Source organism: Fictibacillus sp. 7GRE50, assembly GCF_015903875.1.
GTDB classification, from domain to species: domain Bacteria; phylum Bacillota; class Bacilli; order Bacillales; family Fictibacillaceae; genus Fictibacillus; species Fictibacillus phosphorivorans.
The window spans coordinates 266,625-285,103 of record NZ_JACZDW010000004.1 but is presented as its reverse complement, the minus strand read 5'-3'; the positions used below and the strand labels follow the sequence as shown (position 1 = coordinate 285,103).

The following is an 18,479-nucleotide window of genomic DNA, read 5'->3' as shown; positions in this document are numbered from 1 at the left end:
TAGATTTTTTTATACTTCTTATGCAAGTTGATTGTAGCGGAAGGTTGCCGACTCCTATGGGACGAGTGGGCAGGTGAGACTCCTAACGGCGCGTAGCGTGCCAGCCACTCTGCAAATTCTTCTCGTAAGGCATGCGACGAGGAAGCTCGCTTCGATAGGATTTTCTTGTAGACGCAGGAGCACATATACTTCTTCGAACACCGTTCGCCCCATGGAAAGCGTGCAACCTGGAGCGGAGATCAACTATCTTACAAGGACTTTTAACAACAAGCAAAAAAACCAGATAGGACGTTTAAGTCTCCATCTGGTTTTTCATAAATAATAATATTTTCTTTTCAAGCCTGGATACCTGTACTTGAGAAATGGCCAGCCGATCGGCCACTTCAGATTGTGTTTGATCTTTAAAATATCTTAAATAAACAATCAGCCGCTCTCTCTCATCAAGTTTATCCATAATATCTTTTAACGCGATCTTATCAAACCACTTATTATCCGAGTGATCAGAGATTTGGTCTAGTAACGTAATGGGATCACCGTCGTTTTCATAAACAGTTTCATGAATCGACTGTGGCGCTCGTACAGCATCCTGAGCCATGATTACATCTTCTACTGCGATCTCTAGAAATTCTGCTACTTCTGAAATGTTAGGTGTTCTCCCAAGTGATTTAGATAGCTCGTCTTTTGCTTTACGCACTTTGTTACCGGTCTCTTTTAATGATCTGCTGACTTTAACCGTTCCATCATCCCTGATGAACCGCTGTATCTCACCGATGATCATAGGCACTGCATAGGTAGAGAACCTAACATCATAAGAAAGATCAAATTTATCAACAGATTTTAATAGCCCGATAGAGCCGATTTGAAAAAGGTCATCTGCTTCATAACCTCTGTTTAAAAAGCGCTGAACCACAGACCAGACAAGCCGCATGTTCTTTTCAACGATCGTATCACGGGCTGACTGATCTCCTTCCTGACTCTGTTTGATCAATCGCTTAATCTCTTCATCCTTAAGAAACGGTTCACTTTTGCTGCCTTTCACCTCGACATCCATAGACATACTCCCTTAATTACACATTGCTTTATTTTTGGTCAAGTATTTTGTCAAATGAATCGTAGTGCCGTAAGACGGTTCTGAGATGACTTCTACACTATCCATAAAATTCTCCATGATCGTAAAACCCATTCCTGAGCGTTCTAGTTCTGGCTTGGACGTATATAGCGGCTGCCTTGCTTGATCAAGATCACGAATTCCCAAACCTTCGTCACGGATCGTAAGGTGGATCGTATCCTCCTCGATAGCCGCTTCAATATATACCATTCCAGTTGCTTTGTTTTCGTATCCGTGAATGATCGCGTTCGTCACCGCTTCAGATACAACGGTCTTGATCTCTGTCAGTTCATCAACTGTTGGGTCGATCTGAGCGATAAACGCAGCAACCGTCACACGTGCGAAGGATTCATTCTGACTTAACGCTGAAAACTGAATCTTCATCTCATTTCTCATTTTTAAGCCACCCCCAAAGCCTGAAGGGCAAGCTCTTCATCTTCTTCAAGCTTGATAATCTTAAACAGTCCTGACATCTCAAAAAGTCGTTTTACTGCTGGAGATATGGCGCATACCACCATCTCACCATTCTGGCTTTTGATCTGCTTATAACGCCCTAGTATAACGCCTAAACCTGAACTATCCATGAAACTCAAACCTTCTAAATTTAAGACAATATGGTTTACCGTATGCTTCCTCAAATAATCTTCCACTTGTGACCGAAGCATGTCCGCAGTATGGTGATCAAGTTCTCCGTCTAAGCGGATGCATAATACGGTGTGTTTAAGTTCCAAATTGACAGCTAATCCCACGCTATCCTCTCCTTCTTTTTTGGATAACGTGAATTTTCTATAAAAAAAGACGAATTCCTTCACTCATGACAAAACTAGTGGGAATTCGCCTATAACTGTCAAGAAATCATTAAAGTCATGAGGATTTTGACATTTGTCCTGCTGTTCGTTTGAAAAGTTTCCACCAAGATGCTTTTTTTACCGTCTCTGAAGCTAACACAGGACTTTCTGTTATCAGCTTGTTCCCGTTATATATTTTTAAAGAACCGATCTGCTGTCCCTTTTTTACAGGTAATTTCAAATCTTTATCTACATTTACTTCAGTTTTCACTTTTTTCGCTGTCTCACCTTTCTTCAATAACAGTGAAATGTGTTCTGAAGTAACAACAGGAAGTTTAGACTTTTCCGCTTTTTGTACTTTAACTTCTTTTACAATCTCATGTCTTGCATAAAGCTTTTTCGTTGAAAACTGTGTAAAAGCGTAGTCAAGCATCGAAGTAACTTGAGCATTTCTGTCTTTAGGAGAAGGTGCTCCCATAACAACAGCGATGACTCTCATCCCGTTCTTGTTTGCAGTAGCTGTTAAACAATACTTTGCTTCGTTCGTGAAGCCCGTTTTCAACCCATCTACCCCTGGATAGAACTTAACAAGTCTGTTCGTATTAACAAGCCAAAATTTCTTTTCTGTTTCTTCTCTTAAATAATCTTCATAAAGTCCTGTGAACTTTGTAACTTCCTCATGCTTAAGAAGTTCTTTTCCCATAAGGGCCATATCATGAGCAGACGTATAATGACCTGCAGCAGGAAGCCCTGTAGGATTTTTAAAGAACGTATCGTTTAAACCGAGTTGTTTCGCTTTATCGTTCATACGATCTACAAAGGACTCAACAGATCCAGCGATATGTTCCGCCATAGCCACTGAAGCATCGTTCGCACTTCCGATTGCTATTCCTTTCACCATGTCTTCTACTCGCATCTCTTCACCTGGTTCAAGGAAGATTTGAGATCCTCCCATGCTTGCCGCATATTCACTTACACGAATCTTATCATTCCAGCTGATCTTGCCTTTATCGATGGCTTCCATGATTAATATCATCGTCATGATTTTGGTCATGCTCGCTGGCGGCAGCTTCTCATGGCTATTCTTTTCGAATAGCACACTCCCACTATCTTGCTCCATTAAAATGGCCGAGTGGCTCTGTTCTGCAAGCTTTATTTTTTCTTTTGCTTTTTCTGCTGCCTCCGCTTTTGGGATTGAAAAAGAAGCCAACAAACAAATACATAGTAGACCTGAAATAACGCCTTTCATACAGTTCCCTCCATTCATATAGTTTTATTTTTTCCATATTTTTTCACTTTATACCGGATCTTCCAACCATTTCGATGTTCGAGAAAACAAAAAAATGACCCTAGAGTACTAACTCTTGGGTCATTTTTGGTATTCATTATTTCTTAATCTCTTTATAAACAAGTGGTGGAGCTTCTACAGCATCTTTCGAAATCGTATAAGCCTCACGGATTTTCTTCTTCACTTCTTCTACATTCTCAGTATTGCTGTAGATGGTTACAAGTGAATCACCTTTTGAAACTTGGTCACCGACTTTTTTGTTAAGCATTAATCCGACAGCTAGATCGATCACAGATTCTTTCGTAGCGCGACCTGCACCTAAGATCATTGCCGCCGTACCAATCTCATCTGCAACAATTTCAGAAACATAGCCTTCTTCATCTGCAGCTAACTCAAATGTATGTGCAGCTTGTGGCATTCTTTCTGGATGATCAACCACTGATTCGTCTCCACCTTGAGCTTTTAGGAACACTTTTAATGTTTCAAGTGCTTTTCCAGAAGCGATTACTTCTTTTAGCATCTCACGTGCTTGCTCGAGTGAATCTGCTTTTTTCGCAAGATACACCATGTGAGAACCTAAAGTTAAGCAAAGTTCTTCCAGGTCTTTTGGTCCTTGACCATTAAGCGTATCGATTGCTTCTTTGATCTCTAAAGCATTTCCGATCGCAAGACCTAGAGGTTGGCTCATATCAGAGATAACAGCCATCGTGTTACGACCTACCGCATTACCGATTTTCACCATTGCGTTAGCTAATTCTTCCGCTTCTTCTGGTGTTTTCATGAATGCTCCTGCACCTGTTTTTACGTCAAGCACGATTGCATCAGCACCAGCAGCGATTTTTTTACTCATGATCGAACTCGCGATCAATGGAATAGAGTTAACCGTTGCCGTTACGTCACGAAGACCATAAAGCTTCTTATCAGCAGGCGTTAGGTTTCCGCTTTGGCCGATAACAGCAAGTTTATTCTTATTTACAAGGTCAATGAATTCTTGGTTGTCGATCTCAACGTGGAAACCAGGTACAGCTTCCAATTTGTCGATCGTTCCACCTGTATGGCCAAGTCCTCTTCCCGACATTTTCGCTACAGGTACATCAAGCGCAGCAACTAAAGGAGCTAGCACAAGAGTTGTTGTATCACCAACACCACCCGTTGAGTGCTTGTCTACTTTAATCCCTTCGATCGCAGAAAGGTCAATCTGATCACCTGACTCTACCATCGCCATCGTTAAATGCGCGCGCTCTTCAGTTGTCATATCTTTAAAGTATACAGCCATTGCAAATGCAGACATTTGATAGTCCGGAATATCACCATTTGTATAATTTTGAATAATAAAATCGATCTCCGCTTTTGTTAGTTCTTTTCCATCACGCTTTTTTTGAATTAAATCAACCATTCTCATGTTAATAACACCACTTTCTTATCACTTCATATGAACATATTTTTAAAAGTTAAATTAAATACTTCGGACTTCACGCAGAGACTGTCTGTTAGATTTCCTTAACGATTCCTTTAACTAAAGAAAGGAAATTGGATTTTACCATCTCCGTAGTTTCCATAACCTCATCATGTGTTAACGGCTGATCTAAGATACCTGCTGCCATATTCGAAATACACGAAATTCCAAGTACTTTCATTCCAGCATGACGTGCGATGATCACTTCTGGAACCGTAGACATTCCTACAGCATCTGCTCCCCAAACACGAAGCATTCTTACTTCTGCTGGCGTTTCGTATGAAGGACCGGTGTTACCTGCGTAAACACCTTCTTTTAATGAGATGTTTAAGTCTTTTGCTACACCACGTGCAACGTCCTGTAGAGACAACGTGTAAGCTTCACTCATATCTGGAAAACGAACGCCAAACGAATCATCATTAGCACCGATTAACGGATTGTTACCAAAGTTATTGATATGATCTGTGATCAGCATAAGGTCTCCAGCTTCGAAATCCTTGTTAACACCGCCTGCAGCGTTCGTTACAACGATTGTTTCAACACCGATTAATTTCATCACACGAACTGGAAACGTTACTTTTTCCATCGAGTATCCTTCGTAATAATGAAAACGCCCTTGCATCGCTACTACTTGTTTTCCAGCAAGCTCACCAATAACAAGCTGTCCAGCGTGACCTTCTACAGTCGATACAGGAAATTCAGGAATATCTGAGTATGGTATTATAACTGGGTTTTGAATTTCTTCCGCAAGGATTCCTAGACCAGAGCCTAAGATCAAACCTATTTTTGGAGTAGAAGTAAGTTTTGATTGAATAAAATCTGCAGATGTCTGTAATTGTTTTGACATGTTCATTTCCCCCTTAACTTAACCTTAAAGTTGATTTAAAAAGCTTTGACCGATACTTGGTTTTTTCACATCATAAATCTCAGCGATGGTCGCACCAATATCAGCGAACGTGTTCCCTACGTTAAGTTCTTTACCTTCTTTAATTCCTTTGTAATACACCATCAATGGCACATATTCACGCGTGTGATCTGTACCATGATGAACAGGATCGTTTCCATGGTCAGCTGTGATGACAAGCAGATCGTCTTCTTTTAGCTTTTCAAGTACCTCTGGCAATCGAGCATCAAATTCTTCTAATGCCTGACCATATCCTTTTGGATCTCTTCTATGTCCGAACAATGCATCAAAATCAACCAAGTTTAAAAAGTTTAGACCTGTAAAGTCTTCATCCATCGACTTCACAAGCTTGTCCATCCCATCCATGTTCGATTTCGTACGAATGGCTTTCGTCACACCTTCACCGTCAAAGATATCAGAGATCTTACCTAGTGCGATGCTGTCGTATCCAGCGTCTTCTAACTCGTTCATAACCGTTCTTCCGAAAGGTTTTAGGGCATAGTCGTGACGGTTAGACGTTCTTTCAAACGCTCCTGATTCACCTTTAAACGGACGAGCAATGATTCTTCCTAACATATACTTGCCTTCACGCGTCATTTCTCTCGCCGTTTCGCAGATTTCATATAATTCTTCTAGCGGAACGACATCCTCATGAGCTGCAATCTGCAACACAGAGTCAGCAGACGTATAAACGATCAACTTTCCTGTTTTCACATGCTCTTCTCCGAGCTCAGTAATAATTTCAGTACCTGACGCAGCTTTGTTCCCTAGAATTCCTCTACCCCATTTTTCGGTAAGCATGTCGATCAACTCATCAGGAAAGCCATCCGGAAACGTTTGAAAAGGTTCTTGTATGTGAAGACCCATGATCTCCCAATGTCCCGTCATCGTATCTTTACCATTTGAAAGTTCAGGAAGTTTCGCATAATGTCCGATTGGATTCGTTGCTTTCTGAATTCCTTCCATCGTCGAATCAATGTTTCCAAGACCTAGCTTTTCCATGTTCGGAACGTTGAGGCCGTTCATCTCACGTGCGATGTGCCCTAGCGTGTGAGCTCCTTTATCTCCGAATTTTTCTGCATCTGGCGCTTCACCAATTCCTACAGAATCCATTACGACTAAAAATGTTCTCTTAAAACGTGATTGTTTCATTTTGTCCTCCTGAAATTCGTACATTCACTTTATTTACTATTTCCTTATAGCAGAAACAACAAACAAATTCTTGATGATGTCAGAAGTCTGACATCTTATCAAAAAAAGAAAGCTCACGCCCTCGGATGGAAGGCGGAGTATACATCTTTTAATCTTGTTTTCGTTACATGGGTATAAATTTGTGTTGTGGAAATATCAGCATGTCCTAACATCTCTTGCACTGCACGCAGATCCGCTCCGTTTTCTAATAGATGAGTTGCGAACGAATGACGAAGTGTATGCGGTGTAAGTTCCTTTTCGATATGAGCTTTTCTTGCTAGTTGCTTTAATATCTTCCAAAATCCCTGGCGAGACAAACGATTTCCGTGATGATTCAAAAAGAGTGCATCTGTCTTCTTGCCTTTTAACATGATTGAATGTCCATTTTGCAGATATCGTTCGATTGCTGTTTGGGCCATCTTTCCTAAAGGGATGATTCTTTCTTTGTTCCCTTTGCCGATACAGCGGATGAATCCCATATCTAAATGGACATCTCCTATATTAAGCTGCACAAGTTCTGAAACTCGAATGCCAGTTGCATACAAAAGCTCGAGCATGCCCTTATCTCTTTGTGAGAATGGATCGTTCGCAGCAGGTGTGTCTAACAGTGCTTCAACCTCATCTGTAGATAGAACTTTCGGAAGCTTCCGCTCTGTTTTAGGTGTTTCAATATGTACAGAAGGATCTTGATTAGAGACCTTCTCTCTTAAAAGAAACTGGTGAAAAGACCGAATAGACGCAATGTTGCGCGCTAGCGTCGTGGAAGCCTTACCATTCTCTTTTAAAAATAAAAGATATCCCATTATATGATTACGGTCAATCTCATGAATAGTTTCAAGAGATTCGACTTTTTCGAGATACCGTACATATTGAGTTAAATCTCTCTTATAGGAGTCGATTGTGTTCTTTGAGAGGGCTCGTTCTACAATAATGTATTGAAGAAAATCCTGAACATGATCGTTCACTCTACCCCTCCTTACTCACCGGTCTGATAAAAATAAAAAAGTCTTTTTACAGCGTTTGAGTCCTTATCAGAACTCAAGTTAAAGACTTTAACAGCTTTACCTTTTGGTTCGTCATATCTATGATAGTTTTCATATTCTTGATTGATCCAAAGCAAACCGAAATAAAACACGAGCGTGCAAATTGAAAAAGCAAAGAACACCTTCGTTGTATTCCAAACCATTTTCATCCAGGAAATCATCATGTCCACCCCTGTCCTCATATAGTACAGGTTATGCCCACATGTTCCCCGATTATACATAAAAGTTGAATCTACACATCATACGTTACCCGATTCTTGGGACTTTGTAAATATTCTTTGCCTAATATCTTCTAAATGAGTGTTAATTCCTCTTAGATAATAGTTCCCGATTTCAATGTTATAGAGCAAAATACAAAAAGGAAGCGCTACTCTTCGCTTCCTTCACCTTCATTATTATCCTTAGGATGACACCTGTGACAGATTCCATGAAATGTCAGTCTGTGATCTTTAATTTTAAAATTCCAGCCTTCTTCAACTACTTTTTCCACATCGCCAAGAAGGTCTTCTTGTATTTCGTCCACCGCTCCACATTCGATACAAACGAGATGATGATGAAAATGATCAGCACCTTCTGTTCTAAGATCGTAACGGGATACCCCATCCCCAAAGTTAATCTTATCGACTACCTTAAGTTCGGTTAAGAGTTCCAGAGTACGGTAAACGGTCGCCAAACCAATCTCTGGCGCCTTTTCTTTTACGAGCAGATAAACATCTTCCGCACTTAAATGATCTTCTTCGTTTTCGAGGAGGACTCTCACGGTCGCCTCACGCTGTGGAGTCAGCTTATAACTTTGTGAATGCAGCTGTTTTTTGATACGGTCGATTCTGCTTTCCATACCCTTTTCCTCCTTATGTATGCACAAGATAATTATAAGCAAGGAGAAAAAAGTTGTCAATTTAAAGTCATTTTAATTAACGATTTAAACTTATTATAAACAAATAATTATTCTTTCTAGTTATATTGACCATTTGATTACTTGTTCCATAAGGGCTGGAGTAAAAAAGGCTTCCATCGTTGAAGCAAGTAATACCATGACACCTACACCCGCGACTAATAATGTATATCTTAACAGCTGAGGCAAAAAGGGCATGTGGTGCCTTTTAAAAGCCAGTTGACGGATCATTTTAAAAGAAAAAGCAACTGCAGCGACTGTTACGATAATAAAAGCAGGTATTAATAGTACGTTTTGTGGGAGAACAGATACAAATGATAATAAAAAACCGTACCATCCCATTTGATTCACTAAGAATCCTACTGTAAAACCGATCACGACCCCTTTTAAGAACAGCATAACTAAAATAACAGGCAGCCCGATTACAGATAAACCTAGAATCCACATGAGACCCATATATTTTAAATAATGGCCAAAGCTTTGAAAGAACATGTCTGTTTTGCTCGTAAAGCCACCTTCAGCAGCTTGAACAAAAAAACGTGATAAATACGTGTATAGATCTTGTTTTTGATTCAGACTCAACGAATTAACGATGATTGCCCCAAAAATGACACCCATTAAAAAGAGAACACCAACAAACGCATATAACGTTTTATTTTCTTCAAGATGCCGCTGCATGTAATAGCGCGCACTCTCCATATGTAAGCCTCCTCCACCGAATCTCTTAATCCTATTCTATGAATCAGGGGAGAAGGTATGTCTTATTTTTTACTTTTACTAGGATGATTGAGAATTACTTTTCCGTAAGTTCCGCCTCCACCTATTTGGACAGAGAGTTCTCCATTTCTAGCAGATAGGATCTGTTCTGCTATAGCTGGTTTAACAATTTCCTCCAGCTGACTTTGGGTAGAAGAATGTATGATATCCATGTCTGTTCCAATCGCTTCACGCAGTTTCACTAAAGATTTTGGACCTAATCCTGGTATGAACTCGAGCGGTATCTGATGAATATACGGGGGTCTGTTTACTTTACTTGTTCTTGTACCTTGAAGTTCATTGATCCGGTCGTTGACTCCCTTTATGAACTTCTTACTTCCACATTTAACGCAATTCACACTGTTTGGTGGGTATACTTCAAAACATGTTTCACAAACCGAATTATAGTATTTACCGAGATAAGGATTGAGACCATAATTTGCAATGATCTCTCTACCATTTTTTCCTTGAAGAGCCATTTTAAATTCTTTAAACGATGGTTTCTTTAAGGAGAGCATTTGATATTCACGCGCGATTTTCTCTAATGAATGGGCATCAGAATTGGTTAAGAAGGTGAATGGAGAAAGCTCTTCAAGCCGAGATGCCATCTCGGTATTTGAACTTAAACCTAGTTCAACACCATCTATCAAAGCTGGATCTAACACTTCCGTTAGAGAAGAATCTACTCCTTTTCCGTATAAACTTTTGAACGGAGTAAAAATATGGGCTGGAATAAATAACCCACCAGCGTTCTTCACAAACTCCTGAAGTTCAAGAGCACTGCCGTACATCCGTTGAGAACTTAGATGGATGTTCTTCATTCGAGGAGTTAGCCATGCACTTAAACTCTCCATCGTAGCAAGACTCGGCATATATACAAGAACGTGGATCGGCCCTTTACAATGTTCATCGTTTATCTCAATCTCGGCCCCTGGTATTAGTGTTAATCCATCAATCAATAAGCCGCCTTCTTCGAGCTCTTGCGAGTAACCATTTTGTTCAAGTTCTTTTAATTCCTGAAGTACTTCAGGCGAATGACAATCGATGATTCCTATGACATCCATACCTTTTACATGTTTGGCTACGCGTAAAATATTGCGAAGTGTCAGGGATCTTGAACCTGTAATCTTGATCGCTTTTCCTGTTTGAGATGCTCCGATGTGAATATGCATATCTGCAAAGAACGGCAGAAGTTTATTTTTTGACTGCACGGTTCAACTCCATATACATGACACTGTAAGCTGTTTTTGCATCATGAATTTTTTCTTGTTTCATCAATTCTTTCGCTTCATCTACGCTTATTTCAAGTACGTTTAAGAATTCATCTTCATCTGTCATCTGGTCACCTTGTTTTGTAAGAGTGTTCGTATAGTAGAGATGAATCAGTTCATCTGCAAATCCTGGAGAGGTGTAGAAAGAGCCGATGGACTCCATAGATTCGCAAGCAAAGCCCGTTTCTTCTAACAACTCACGCTTGGCGCATTCTAATGGATCTTCTCCTTTTTCAAGCTTACCTGCTGGAATTTCAATGATCGTCTTTTCGAGTGGTTTTCGGAACTGCTCTACCATTAACATTTTACCTTCATCTGTTACGGCTAGTACCGCTACTGCTCCAGGGTGTTTAACAATCTCTCGTTTCCCTATCTTCTTATTAGGTAGTTCTACTTCTTCTATATATAGATCAATGATTTTACCGCTGTATACCTGTTCTTTGCTTACCGTTTTTTCGTATAAGTTTTCCATATTCCACACTCCAATGGTCTATTTATCTTCTTTTCTACATAAAGTCTATCATACTTTGGAATACTGCATTTAATAGGACGATAAGGGAGGCATAGCAGATGAAGATCTATCTTCAACCTAAAGGGATCACGCTTGTGGGCAAGGCTTGGCAGATCAAATATATGCTACAAAATTATAGTAAGCAGCATGAACTTGTTCAAGACTGGATCAACGCCACTTCTCCGAAAAAATAAACGCACCTTGACGGCTGACGATGTGAATTTTTATTCGCATCTTTTTTTGTGCGGAGTTTTTTCTTTTTTCATGTCATTATGATAGGTTTAGAACAGAAACAAATTGAATGAAGTTGAGGTGAAAAGGATGAAAAAAAGAAGACTAGGTTCTTCTGATCTGTATGTGAGTGAACTGAGCTTAGGATGTATGTCACTTGCTCCCGAGTTAGGGAACGAGAACGAGAAAATCGTGAAGACTGCGCTCGATCATGGTATTAACTATTTTGACACAGCCGATTTATACGGGTTTGGGTGGAATGAAGAGTTTATTGGCAAAACACTAAAAGATGTTCGACAAGACATCATTCTTGCTACAAAAGGCGGAAATGATTGGAGTCAACCTGGAGACGGTTGGAAGTGGAATCCTTCTAAAGCTTACATAAAATCCGCCTTAAAAGAAAGCCTAAAACGTCTGCAAACTGATTATATTGATCTTTACCAGCTGCACGGAGGGACGATCGATGATCCCCTGGATGAAACGATCGAGGCTTTTGATGAACTCGTGTCTGAAGGATATATTCGTTATTACGGTATTTCATCTATACGGCCGAACACGATCAACTATTTTGCAGAGCACTCGAATATTCAAAGCATCATGATGCAATACAGTTTGTTGGATAGACGTCCTGAAGAACTGTTTCCTTTTCTCGCGTCAAAGGATATAAGTGTTATCGCAAGAGGGCCTGTTGCAAAAGGGTGGTTGAGTGAAAAAGCATTTCAAAAGAGTGCTGATGGCAAGTTTCTTCATCATACTGGCGCTGACATACAAAAAATGATCGAGAAATCTAAAGATGTCTTAGGTGATAAAAACATCACACATGCAGCGTTGCAATATGTGTTGCAACAAAAGCCAGTGGCAACGGCGTCTGCTGGTGCAAGCTCTGTTGAACAACTTTTAGAAAATATCAAAACCTTTGAATCTCCACCATTAAGTGAAGCTGAGTCAGAGTCATTGCGCTCTATTTTTCCAGCTGAAATCTACGAAACGCACCGAGCATAATCCAATAGAAAAAGTCCCGTTGCAGCGATATCGCTTCACGGGACTTTTTTTATACTAGTTTTAGTAACATCGCGATTCCTTGCCCACCGCCAATGCATAGGCTCGCTATTCCATACTTTTCTTGACGATGTTTCATTTCATAACTCAATGTAAGCAACAGCCTTGCACCACTTGCACCTACAGGGTGACCGAGTGCAATCGCTCCTCCATTCACGTTCGTTTTTTCGCGGTCTAATTGTAATTCTTTTTCTACAGCTAAGTATTGAGAACTAAACGCTTCGTTGATTTCAAACAAACCAATGTCATCGATGGAAAGACCTGTTTTTTGCAGCAGTTTCTGAATCGCAGGTACAGGACCAATTCCCATCACCGATGGATCGACGCCTGTTACTGCCCATGAAACGATCTCTACGAGCGGTTTTAAACCTTTCTCTTTGACCGATTTTTCGTGAGCAAGAATAAGCGACACGGCGCCATCGTTAATAGAAGAAGAATTCCCTGCTGTAACTGTTCCGTCTTTTTGAAAAGATGGCCTCAATTCGCCAAGCAAAGAAACAGATGTTTCAGGTTTGATCCCTTCATCCTCTGTAAAAAGAGCTCCGTTTTTTAGTGGTACTGAAACGATTTCTTTTGTAAATCTTCCACTCTCTCTTGCTTCAGCCGCTTTTCTATGACTGAGACTTGCATACTCATCTTGCTCTCCTCGTGTAATGGAATATTGATCAGCTAAATTTTCAGCTGTAATACCCATGCCACACCCAATGTATTCATCACTCAACGTCTGAAGTAGCATATCATCAAACGTGATTGGGCCAAACTTTTGATTATGAAACCGGTGGTAAAAAGAAACGTGTGGCGACTGTGACATATTTTCAATGCCTCCAGAAAGCGCGATTCCTTCTTCCAGATCACGTAGATTCTGCATCGCTGAAACGACAGCTTGCAATCCAGATCCACATAAGCGGTTGACAAGCATGGCAGGAACGTCTGCTGGCACTCCTGCTCTTAAAGCAGTATGTCGCGCTACATATGCGGCATTCTTGCTCGAATGAATAACATTACCATAAACTACATCCGTTATATCTGCTGGAGAAATGTTGGCACGTTTCATCGCCTCTAGAGCAGATATCTCACCTAAGTCTGTTGGACTCACACCGGTCAAGGATTTTCCATATGATCCGAACGGCGTTCTAGCCCCATCTATAATATAGATAGCCATGTGATTGCACCTCATTATTTAAAAGATTAAGAACTTTGTATGGATCATAAACTTTATCGTGCATGGCATATAGTGAAGAATTTATTAATAAGCGTTTAGCTTAACATCCTCTGCAACAGATAGTTTTGCCTCTGTGGAATTTACTACATCCTCAACAGAATATCCTTCTGCTACTTCTCTTAACACAAGACCTTTATCAGAAACGTCCATAACAGCACGATCGGTGATGATTCGTTCTACGACACCTTTTCCTGTTAGGGGAAGCTGACATTGTTTTAAGATCTTACTGTCACCCGCTTTGTTCACATGTTCCATGATGACGATGATCTTCTTTGCTCCATGCACAAGATCCATCGCCCCACCCATTCCTTTTATCATCTTACCTGGAATCATCCAGTTAGCTAGATCACCATTCTCTGAAACTTCCATTCCACCTAGTATCGCGATATCAATGTGACCGCCACGTATCATGGCAAACGACTCAGAACTGTCAAAATAAGAAGCTCCTTTAATTGCCGTTACGGTCTCTTTCCCTGCATTGATCAGATCAGGATCAACTTCACTTTCAAGCGGATAAGGGCCGATCCCTAAAAGTCCGTTCTCTGACTGTAGAACGACTTCTTTGTTATCGGAAATAAAATTGGCAACCATCGTTGGCATTCCGATCCCTAAATTTACATAAAATCCTGATTCGATCTCTTTTTCAGCTCTTTTAGCAATTCTTTCTCTAATATTCATAATGGTCTCCCTCCTCTTACCCTTGTTTTACAGTTAGTCGTTCAATGCGTTTTTCTTGTGTTCCGACAATCAACTTTTGAACATATACTCCTGGTGTATGTATGTAATCTGGGTGCAGATCACCGATCTCAACAATCTCTTCTACTTCAGCAATCGTCACTTTTCCTGCCGCCGCAATCATCGGATTAAAGTTACGAGCTGTTTTGTTATAGATCAGGTTCCCTGCTTTATCTCCTTTTGCTGCGCGAATCAAGCTGAAGTCAGCTACAATTCCCTCTTCTAGCAGATATTCCTTATCGTTAAACGTACGTGTTTCTTTTCCTTCAGCAATCGGTGTTCCTACTCCAGCAGGTGTGTAGAACGCTGGAATTCCTGCACCGCCTGCCCTAATTCTTTCAGCAAGTGTACCTTGTGGAATCAAGTCTACTTCTATCTCACCTGATAATACTTGTCTCTCAAACTCTTTGTTTTCACCTACGTAAGAACCTACCATCTTTTTGATCTGTTTGTTTTTTAGTAAAAGGCCAAGACCCCAATCGTCCACTCCACAATTGTTCGAAATGACGGTAAGATCTTTCGTTCCTTTTTCTACTAGTGCTAAGATTAAGTTTTCAGGAATTCCAACAAGTCCGAACCCCCCTACTAAAAGGGTAGATCCATCTTTTATATCTGCTACAGCTTCAATTGCTGAGTTCAATATTGGTTTCATTTTTCTCTCTCCTTTTCATACGATCATTGTCTTTAATCATTCATTTATTTTTCTTCGTTCTCAAAAACCGATGCTACCCCTTGGCCACCACCTATACAGAGCGTTGCAAGACCACGTTTTGCATTTCTGCGTTTCATCTCATGAAGCAATGTCACGACAATCCTTGCTCCACTTGCTCCGATTGGATGCCCGAGTGCGATCGCTCCACCGTTCACATTCAATTTTTCTTTATCAAATTCAAGATCCTTGCCAACAGCTAACGATTGACTCGCAAATGCTTCATTTGCCTCAACAAGGTCAAAGTCATTCATGCTTAACTCAGTCTTCTTTAACAGTTTCTTAACGGCTTCCACTGGTCCGATACCCATCACTTCTGGTGCAACACCCGCGCTCGCGTTGGCTTTTACGACGGCAATCGGTTTTAGTCCTAGTTCTTCGGCTTTCTTTCTGCTCATCACAACAAGTGCTGCTGCACCATCATTGATGCCTGACGCATTACCCGCCGTAACCATGCCATCTTTCTTGAATGCCGGGCGAAGTTTTCCTAACTTTTCAGCCGTCGAACTCGGCTTCGGATATTCATCTGTATCAACTATAAGCGGATCACCTTTACGTTGAGGAATTTCAACCGGTGTGATCTCGTCATTAAATTTCCCTTGTTCTTGAGCTTGTGCACATTTTCTTTGGCTTTCCGCTGCGAACTCATCTAGCTCTTCACGAGACAATGAGTGGGTCTCACATAGATTTTCCGCTGTAATTCCCATATGATAATCACCAAATGCACACCATAATCCGTCTTGAATCATGGAATCTACCATAGGAGCGTTACCCATTCGAAGTCCATCCCTTGCTCCGTTCAAAAGATAAGGAGCTTGGCTCATGTTTTCCATCCCGCCGCAAACGATAATATCTGCTTCATCCAGCCAGATTGCCTGACACGCTAGATGAATAGCCTTAAGACCTGAACCGCATACTTTATTAATGGTCATACTCGATACTTCATTCGGCAATCCAGCTTTAATGGCTGCTTGTCGGGCTGGGTTCTGTCCGAGGCCTGCTTGCAGAACATTTCCCATGATGACTTCATCTACTGAATCATGTGGGATACCCGCTTTTTTTAATGCATCTTTAATCGCGATAGCTCCTAAATCTGTTGCGGCAATCGTTTTGAAACTTCCCATAAAGCTTCCGATCGGTGTTCTGACAGCGCTTACAACTACAGCATCTCTCTCCCTTGAAACCATGACTAGTCTCCTCCTTGTAGATCTCTTTTTAAATTTCTGAAAATTCCTTTTTATCATACCATAACAAGTTAAATGTGTTGCAACAGACGATTTTTTTTAGTTAAAATAACATTAGGAAAACGTTTTCAAGAAAGGGGTTTACATTAGTGGACTTACCTGAACGAGTTACGCTTATAGAAGTCGGGCCGCGAGATGGCCTTCAGAACGAGAAAAATTTAATACCTGCAAAAAATAAGATAGAATTCATTTCACTACTAAAAAATGCAGGTTTTCAAGAAATGGAGCTCACCTCGTTCGTTTCACCGAAATGGGTTCCTCAAATGCAAGATGCATCTGTAATTATCGATAGCTGCCTAGACGATCAACGAAACTTTGTCCTCGCTCCAAACCAAAAAGGAATCGACTTAGCTGTTGAATCTGGAGTGAAGCATATTGCGGTGTTTGTCGGTGTCAGTGACACGTTCAACAAGAAGAATATTAACAAATCTACAGAAGAGAGCATGAATGAATTAAGACCTCTGATTCAAGATTTAAAGCGCAGAGGATTTTTTGTTAGGGCTTGTATCTCTACCAGTTTTTATTGCCCGTTCGAAGGAAAGATCGATGAACAGGATGTTTTAAAAATTTGCCTGGACTTTGAGGAGATGGGTGTTGATGAACTGAGTGTGGCAGACACAATCGGTATGGCTAATCCATCAGAATGCTTTGAACTGTTTACCCTTTTAAAACATCATCTGAAGGGTACAACACTTTTAACCGCTCATTTTCACGATACGAGAGGAATGGCTCTCTCAAACATTTTTGCGAGTCTTCAAGCTGGCATCGACCGCTTCGATACTTCAGCAGGAGGCCTTGGCGGATGTCCATTTGCACCCGGAGCTTCAGGCAACGTAGCATCTGAAGACGTTGTTTACATGCTTTCTCAAATGGGAATATCAACAGGTATTAACCTTGATAAACTGCTTGAAGCAGCAGCTTACATATCTCCTCATCTTTCAAAATCTGTTTCAAGCAAGCAGTTTCAACTGTTAAAGAACGTTCCTCAGCATTAACAAAACAAAACACGGGCTTTTTACATGCCCGTGTTTTGTTTCGTTCTATCGTAAAATTTCATTGAAGGATTCAGCATCTCTCCAGGGCTTTTTAATGAAAAGTGGTTGCCTGTTGGAGCATCGATCGTCATCTTTTCAGCGAAAAAAACTGCTGTATTGTACTCCATGAAAAGATCTGGACCATTCGTCTCAATTTTTGTATCGTTTTCTTCTGTTTGATCAACTAGGACTAGGGCAGCTACACCACTCACAACGCAGCCGCAACCTTCTGTATCATGTTTGAGTTTTAAATAACCTGCATTACCTTGCATCTTTTTTTCCAAACGCTCTAATGCTGTGTCAGTAAATACGATTTCCATTTATTTTTCTAACTCACCCTTCTTTTTTAATTCTTTAATTGCCCAATTACACCAGGACAACCAGCTCTCCATGTATCGTATGGCAAATTCAATAGTTAGATATTCACCCAACTCATTCTCTTTGTACGTACCGTTCGGAAAATGATCGTCTAACCATTGCTTTGTCATCTCTAAACCCATTTTATGATGATTCTTACTCGTCTCTAAAAAGTTTATCGCTTTGTCTGTAGGGATAAAATGAAACATAGATACCCTTAACAACAGATCGTCTTTAAGCTTTGGTGCATTTACAGGTTTATTCAGCATCCATTCTAGCAACTGTTCAAAACCTTTATCCGTAATCGCATATATCTTCTTATCTGGATAATCACTTTGCTGTACGGTCTTAGATTGTGTGAGTCCTTCTTCTTCCATCTTTAAAAGTTCTCTATAGATCTGCGTGTGATGGGCTGTCCAAAAATGAATAACTGTTTCTTTAAATTGCTGTGTTAACTCGTAACCTGTTGCTTCATTTTTCGCCAATAAACCTAACAGCGCATACCTTAACGCCATGTGATACCCTTCTTTCTTTCTGTACTGTTTTGCATTGTAACACATTTTTCACAATTTTTTTATCCTTAATACTTGATATAAATCTTATACAGCTATTATATTATAGATAAACATATGTGAAAATACACATATGCAAAATAAAAACATACGTAGGAGAGGAAA

The 18,479-nt window shown here is 40.4% G+C and carries 22 protein-coding genes; 3 read left to right on the top strand and 19 right to left on the bottom strand.

Annotated features, from left to right (window positions below; translation table 11 throughout):
• Positions 1-292: 292 nt before the first annotated feature.
• From sigF to IHV12_RS16495, 13 genes are all read right to left on the bottom strand, one after another.
• Complete coding sequence (gene sigF, locus IHV12_RS16555; RefSeq protein ID WP_197191525.1) at positions 293-1,051, bottom strand: RNA polymerase sporulation sigma factor SigF; 759 nt, start codon at positions 1,049-1,051, stop codon at positions 293-295.
• Positions 1,052-1,063: 12 nt separating this feature from the next.
• Complete coding sequence (gene spoIIAB, locus IHV12_RS16550; RefSeq protein ID WP_066395840.1) at positions 1,064-1,504, bottom strand: anti-sigma F factor; 441 nt, start codon at positions 1,502-1,504, stop codon at positions 1,064-1,066.
• Positions 1,505-1,506: 2 nt separating this feature from the next.
• On the bottom strand, positions 1,507-1,857 hold the full coding sequence (gene spoIIAA, locus IHV12_RS16545; RefSeq protein ID WP_197130817.1) for an anti-sigma F factor antagonist: 351 nt from the start codon (positions 1,855-1,857) through the stop codon (positions 1,507-1,509).
• A gap of 115 nt (positions 1,858-1,972) precedes the next feature.
• Positions 1,973-3,145 (bottom strand): D-alanyl-D-alanine carboxypeptidase family protein, encoded by a 1,173-nt coding sequence (locus IHV12_RS16540; protein ID WP_197191524.1) that lies wholly within the window; start codon positions 3,143-3,145, stop codon positions 1,973-1,975.
• A 136-nt stretch (positions 3,146-3,281) separates the two neighbouring features.
• Positions 3,282-4,586: a pyrimidine-nucleoside phosphorylase gene (locus IHV12_RS16535; RefSeq protein WP_197191523.1), complete on the bottom strand. Its 1,305-nt coding sequence runs from the start codon at positions 4,584-4,586 to the stop codon at positions 3,282-3,284.
• An 88-nt stretch (positions 4,587-4,674) separates the two neighbouring features.
• A complete protein-coding gene (locus IHV12_RS16530) occupies positions 4,675-5,487 on the bottom strand; it encodes a purine-nucleoside phosphorylase (RefSeq protein ID WP_197191522.1) in 813 nt (270 codons plus the stop codon).
• Between the two features lie 24 nt (positions 5,488-5,511).
• The gene (gene deoB / locus IHV12_RS16525) at positions 5,512-6,696 is read right to left on the bottom strand and encodes a phosphopentomutase (protein WP_197191521.1); all 1,185 of its coding nucleotides are present in this window, start codon (positions 6,694-6,696) and stop codon (positions 5,512-5,514) included.
• A gap of 113 nt (positions 6,697-6,809) precedes the next feature.
• Positions 6,810-7,700, bottom strand: a complete 891-nt coding sequence (gene xerD, locus IHV12_RS16520) for a site-specific tyrosine recombinase XerD (protein WP_197191520.1) — start codon at positions 7,698-7,700, stop codon at positions 6,810-6,812.
• 11 nt (positions 7,701-7,711) lie between these two features.
• Complete coding sequence (locus IHV12_RS16515; RefSeq protein WP_370568824.1) at positions 7,712-7,921, bottom strand: YqzK family protein; 210 nt, start codon at positions 7,919-7,921, stop codon at positions 7,712-7,714.
• Positions 7,922-8,145: 224 nt separating this feature from the next.
• Positions 8,146-8,616 carry a Fur family transcriptional regulator gene (locus IHV12_RS16510; protein ID WP_144699257.1) on the bottom strand — a complete coding sequence of 157 codons (471 nt, stop codon included), beginning with the start codon at positions 8,614-8,616 and terminating at the stop codon, positions 8,146-8,148.
• 120 nt (positions 8,617-8,736) lie between these two features.
• Positions 8,737-9,372: a stage II sporulation protein M gene (gene spoIIM, locus IHV12_RS16505; protein ID WP_066395870.1), complete on the bottom strand. Its 636-nt coding sequence runs from the start codon at positions 9,370-9,372 to the stop codon at positions 8,737-8,739.
• Between the two features lie 62 nt (positions 9,373-9,434).
• Positions 9,435-10,601, bottom strand: a complete 1,167-nt coding sequence (locus IHV12_RS16500; protein WP_197191801.1) for an endonuclease Q family protein — start codon at positions 10,599-10,601, stop codon at positions 9,435-9,437.
• A 22-nt stretch (positions 10,602-10,623) separates the two neighbouring features.
• Complete coding sequence (locus tag IHV12_RS16495) at positions 10,624-11,172, bottom strand: NUDIX hydrolase (protein ID WP_197130834.1); 549 nt, start codon at positions 11,170-11,172, stop codon at positions 10,624-10,626.
• Positions 11,173-11,270: 98 nt separating this feature from the next.
• Here IHV12_RS16495 and mciZ point away from each other — a divergent pair, with 98 nt between their 5' ends.
• Both mciZ and IHV12_RS16485 read left to right on the top strand, forming a co-directional pair.
• The gene (gene mciZ, locus IHV12_RS16490) at positions 11,271-11,405 is read left to right on the top strand and encodes a Z-ring formation inhibitor MciZ (RefSeq protein WP_066395881.1); all 135 of its coding nucleotides are present in this window, start codon (positions 11,271-11,273) and stop codon (positions 11,403-11,405) included.
• A gap of 127 nt (positions 11,406-11,532) precedes the next feature.
• Entirely contained in the window at positions 11,533-12,444 is a 912-nt protein-coding gene (locus IHV12_RS16485) for an aldo/keto reductase (RefSeq protein ID WP_197191519.1), read from the top strand.
• A 49-nt stretch (positions 12,445-12,493) separates the two neighbouring features.
• On the opposite strand, the gene IHV12_RS16480 is transcribed toward IHV12_RS16485, so the two are convergent.
• From IHV12_RS16480 to IHV12_RS16465, 4 genes are all read right to left on the bottom strand, one after another.
• Complete coding sequence (locus tag IHV12_RS16480; RefSeq protein WP_197130840.1) at positions 12,494-13,663, bottom strand: thiolase family protein; 1,170 nt, start codon at positions 13,661-13,663, stop codon at positions 12,494-12,496.
• Positions 13,664-13,747: 84 nt separating this feature from the next.
• Positions 13,748-14,401 (bottom strand): CoA transferase subunit B, encoded by a 654-nt coding sequence (locus tag IHV12_RS16475; protein ID WP_197130845.1) that lies wholly within the window; start codon positions 14,399-14,401, stop codon positions 13,748-13,750.
• A gap of 16 nt (positions 14,402-14,417) precedes the next feature.
• Positions 14,418-15,110, bottom strand: coding sequence for a CoA transferase subunit A (locus IHV12_RS16470; protein ID WP_197130847.1), 693 nt, complete (start codon positions 15,108-15,110; stop codon positions 14,418-14,420).
• 44 nt (positions 15,111-15,154) lie between these two features.
• Positions 15,155-16,354 (bottom strand): acetyl-CoA C-acetyltransferase, encoded by a 1,200-nt coding sequence (locus IHV12_RS16465; RefSeq protein WP_197191518.1) that lies wholly within the window; start codon positions 16,352-16,354, stop codon positions 15,155-15,157.
• Positions 16,355-16,500: 146 nt separating this feature from the next.
• On the opposite strand from IHV12_RS16465, the gene IHV12_RS16460 reads away from it, so the two are divergent.
• Entirely contained in the window at positions 16,501-17,406 is a 906-nt protein-coding gene (locus tag IHV12_RS16460; RefSeq protein WP_197130851.1) for a hydroxymethylglutaryl-CoA lyase, read from the top strand.
• A gap of 20 nt (positions 17,407-17,426) precedes the next feature.
• On the opposite strand, the gene IHV12_RS16455 is transcribed toward IHV12_RS16460, so the two are convergent.
• Positions 17,427-17,765, bottom strand: a complete 339-nt coding sequence (locus IHV12_RS16455; RefSeq protein WP_197130853.1) for an iron-sulfur cluster biosynthesis family protein — start codon at positions 17,763-17,765, stop codon at positions 17,427-17,429.
• A complete protein-coding gene (locus IHV12_RS16450; protein ID WP_197130855.1) occupies positions 17,766-18,317 on the bottom strand; it encodes a PadR family transcriptional regulator in 552 nt (183 codons plus the stop codon). It abuts the gene before it with no gap.
• Positions 18,318-18,479 lie beyond the last annotated feature (162 nt).

Coding starts and splice junctions, on each gene's coding strand:
- sigF (WP_197191525.1), bottom strand. CDS start 1,051: ATGGATGTCGAGGTGAAAGGCAGCAAAAGTGAACCGTTTCTTAAGGAT.
- spoIIAB (WP_066395840.1), bottom strand. CDS start 1,504: ATGAGAAATGAGATGAAGATTCAGTTTTCAGCGTTAAGTCAGAATGAA.
- IHV12_RS16540 (WP_197191524.1), bottom strand. CDS start 3,145: ATGAAAGGCGTTATTTCAGGTCTACTATGTATTTGTTTGTTGGCTTCT.
- IHV12_RS16535 (WP_197191523.1), bottom strand. CDS start 4,586: ATGAGAATGGTTGATTTAATTCAAAAAAAGCGTGATGGAAAAGAACTA.
- IHV12_RS16530 (WP_197191522.1), bottom strand. CDS start 5,487: ATGTCAAAACAATTACAGACATCTGCAGATTTTATTCAATCAAAACTT.
- deoB (WP_197191521.1), bottom strand. CDS start 6,696: ATGAAACAATCACGTTTTAAGAGAACATTTTTAGTCGTAATGGATTCT.
- IHV12_RS16515 (WP_370568824.1), bottom strand. CDS start 7,921: ATGGTTTGGAATACAACGAAGGTGTTCTTTGCTTTTTCAATTTGCACG.
- IHV12_RS16510 (WP_144699257.1), bottom strand. CDS start 8,616: ATGGAAAGCAGAATCGACCGTATCAAAAAACAGCTGCATTCACAAAGT.
- spoIIM (WP_066395870.1), bottom strand. CDS start 9,372: ATGGAGAGTGCGCGCTATTACATGCAGCGGCATCTTGAAGAAAATAAA.
- IHV12_RS16500 (WP_197191801.1), bottom strand. CDS start 10,601: ATGCATATTCACATCGGAGCATCTCAAACAGGAAAAGCGATCAAGATT.
- IHV12_RS16495 (WP_197130834.1), bottom strand. CDS start 11,172: ATGGAAAACTTATACGAAAAAACGGTAAGCAAAGAACAGGTATACAGC.
- mciZ (WP_066395881.1), top strand. CDS start 11,271: ATGAAGATCTATCTTCAACCTAAAGGGATCACGCTTGTGGGCAAGGCT.
- IHV12_RS16485 (WP_197191519.1), top strand. CDS start 11,533: ATGAAAAAAAGAAGACTAGGTTCTTCTGATCTGTATGTGAGTGAACTG.
- IHV12_RS16480 (WP_197130840.1), bottom strand. CDS start 13,663: ATGGCTATCTATATTATAGATGGGGCTAGAACGCCGTTCGGATCATAT.
- IHV12_RS16475 (WP_197130845.1), bottom strand. CDS start 14,401: ATGAATATTAGAGAAAGAATTGCTAAAAGAGCTGAAAAAGAGATCGAA.
- IHV12_RS16470 (WP_197130847.1), bottom strand. CDS start 15,110: ATGAAACCAATATTGAACTCAGCAATTGAAGCTGTAGCAGATATAAAA.
- IHV12_RS16465 (WP_197191518.1), bottom strand. CDS start 16,354: ATGGTTTCAAGGGAGAGAGATGCTGTAGTTGTAAGCGCTGTCAGAACA.
- IHV12_RS16455 (WP_197130853.1), bottom strand. CDS start 17,765: ATGGAAATCGTATTTACTGACACAGCATTAGAGCGTTTGGAAAAAAAG.
- IHV12_RS16450 (WP_197130855.1), bottom strand. CDS start 18,317: ATGGCGTTAAGGTATGCGCTGTTAGGTTTATTGGCGAAAAATGAAGCA.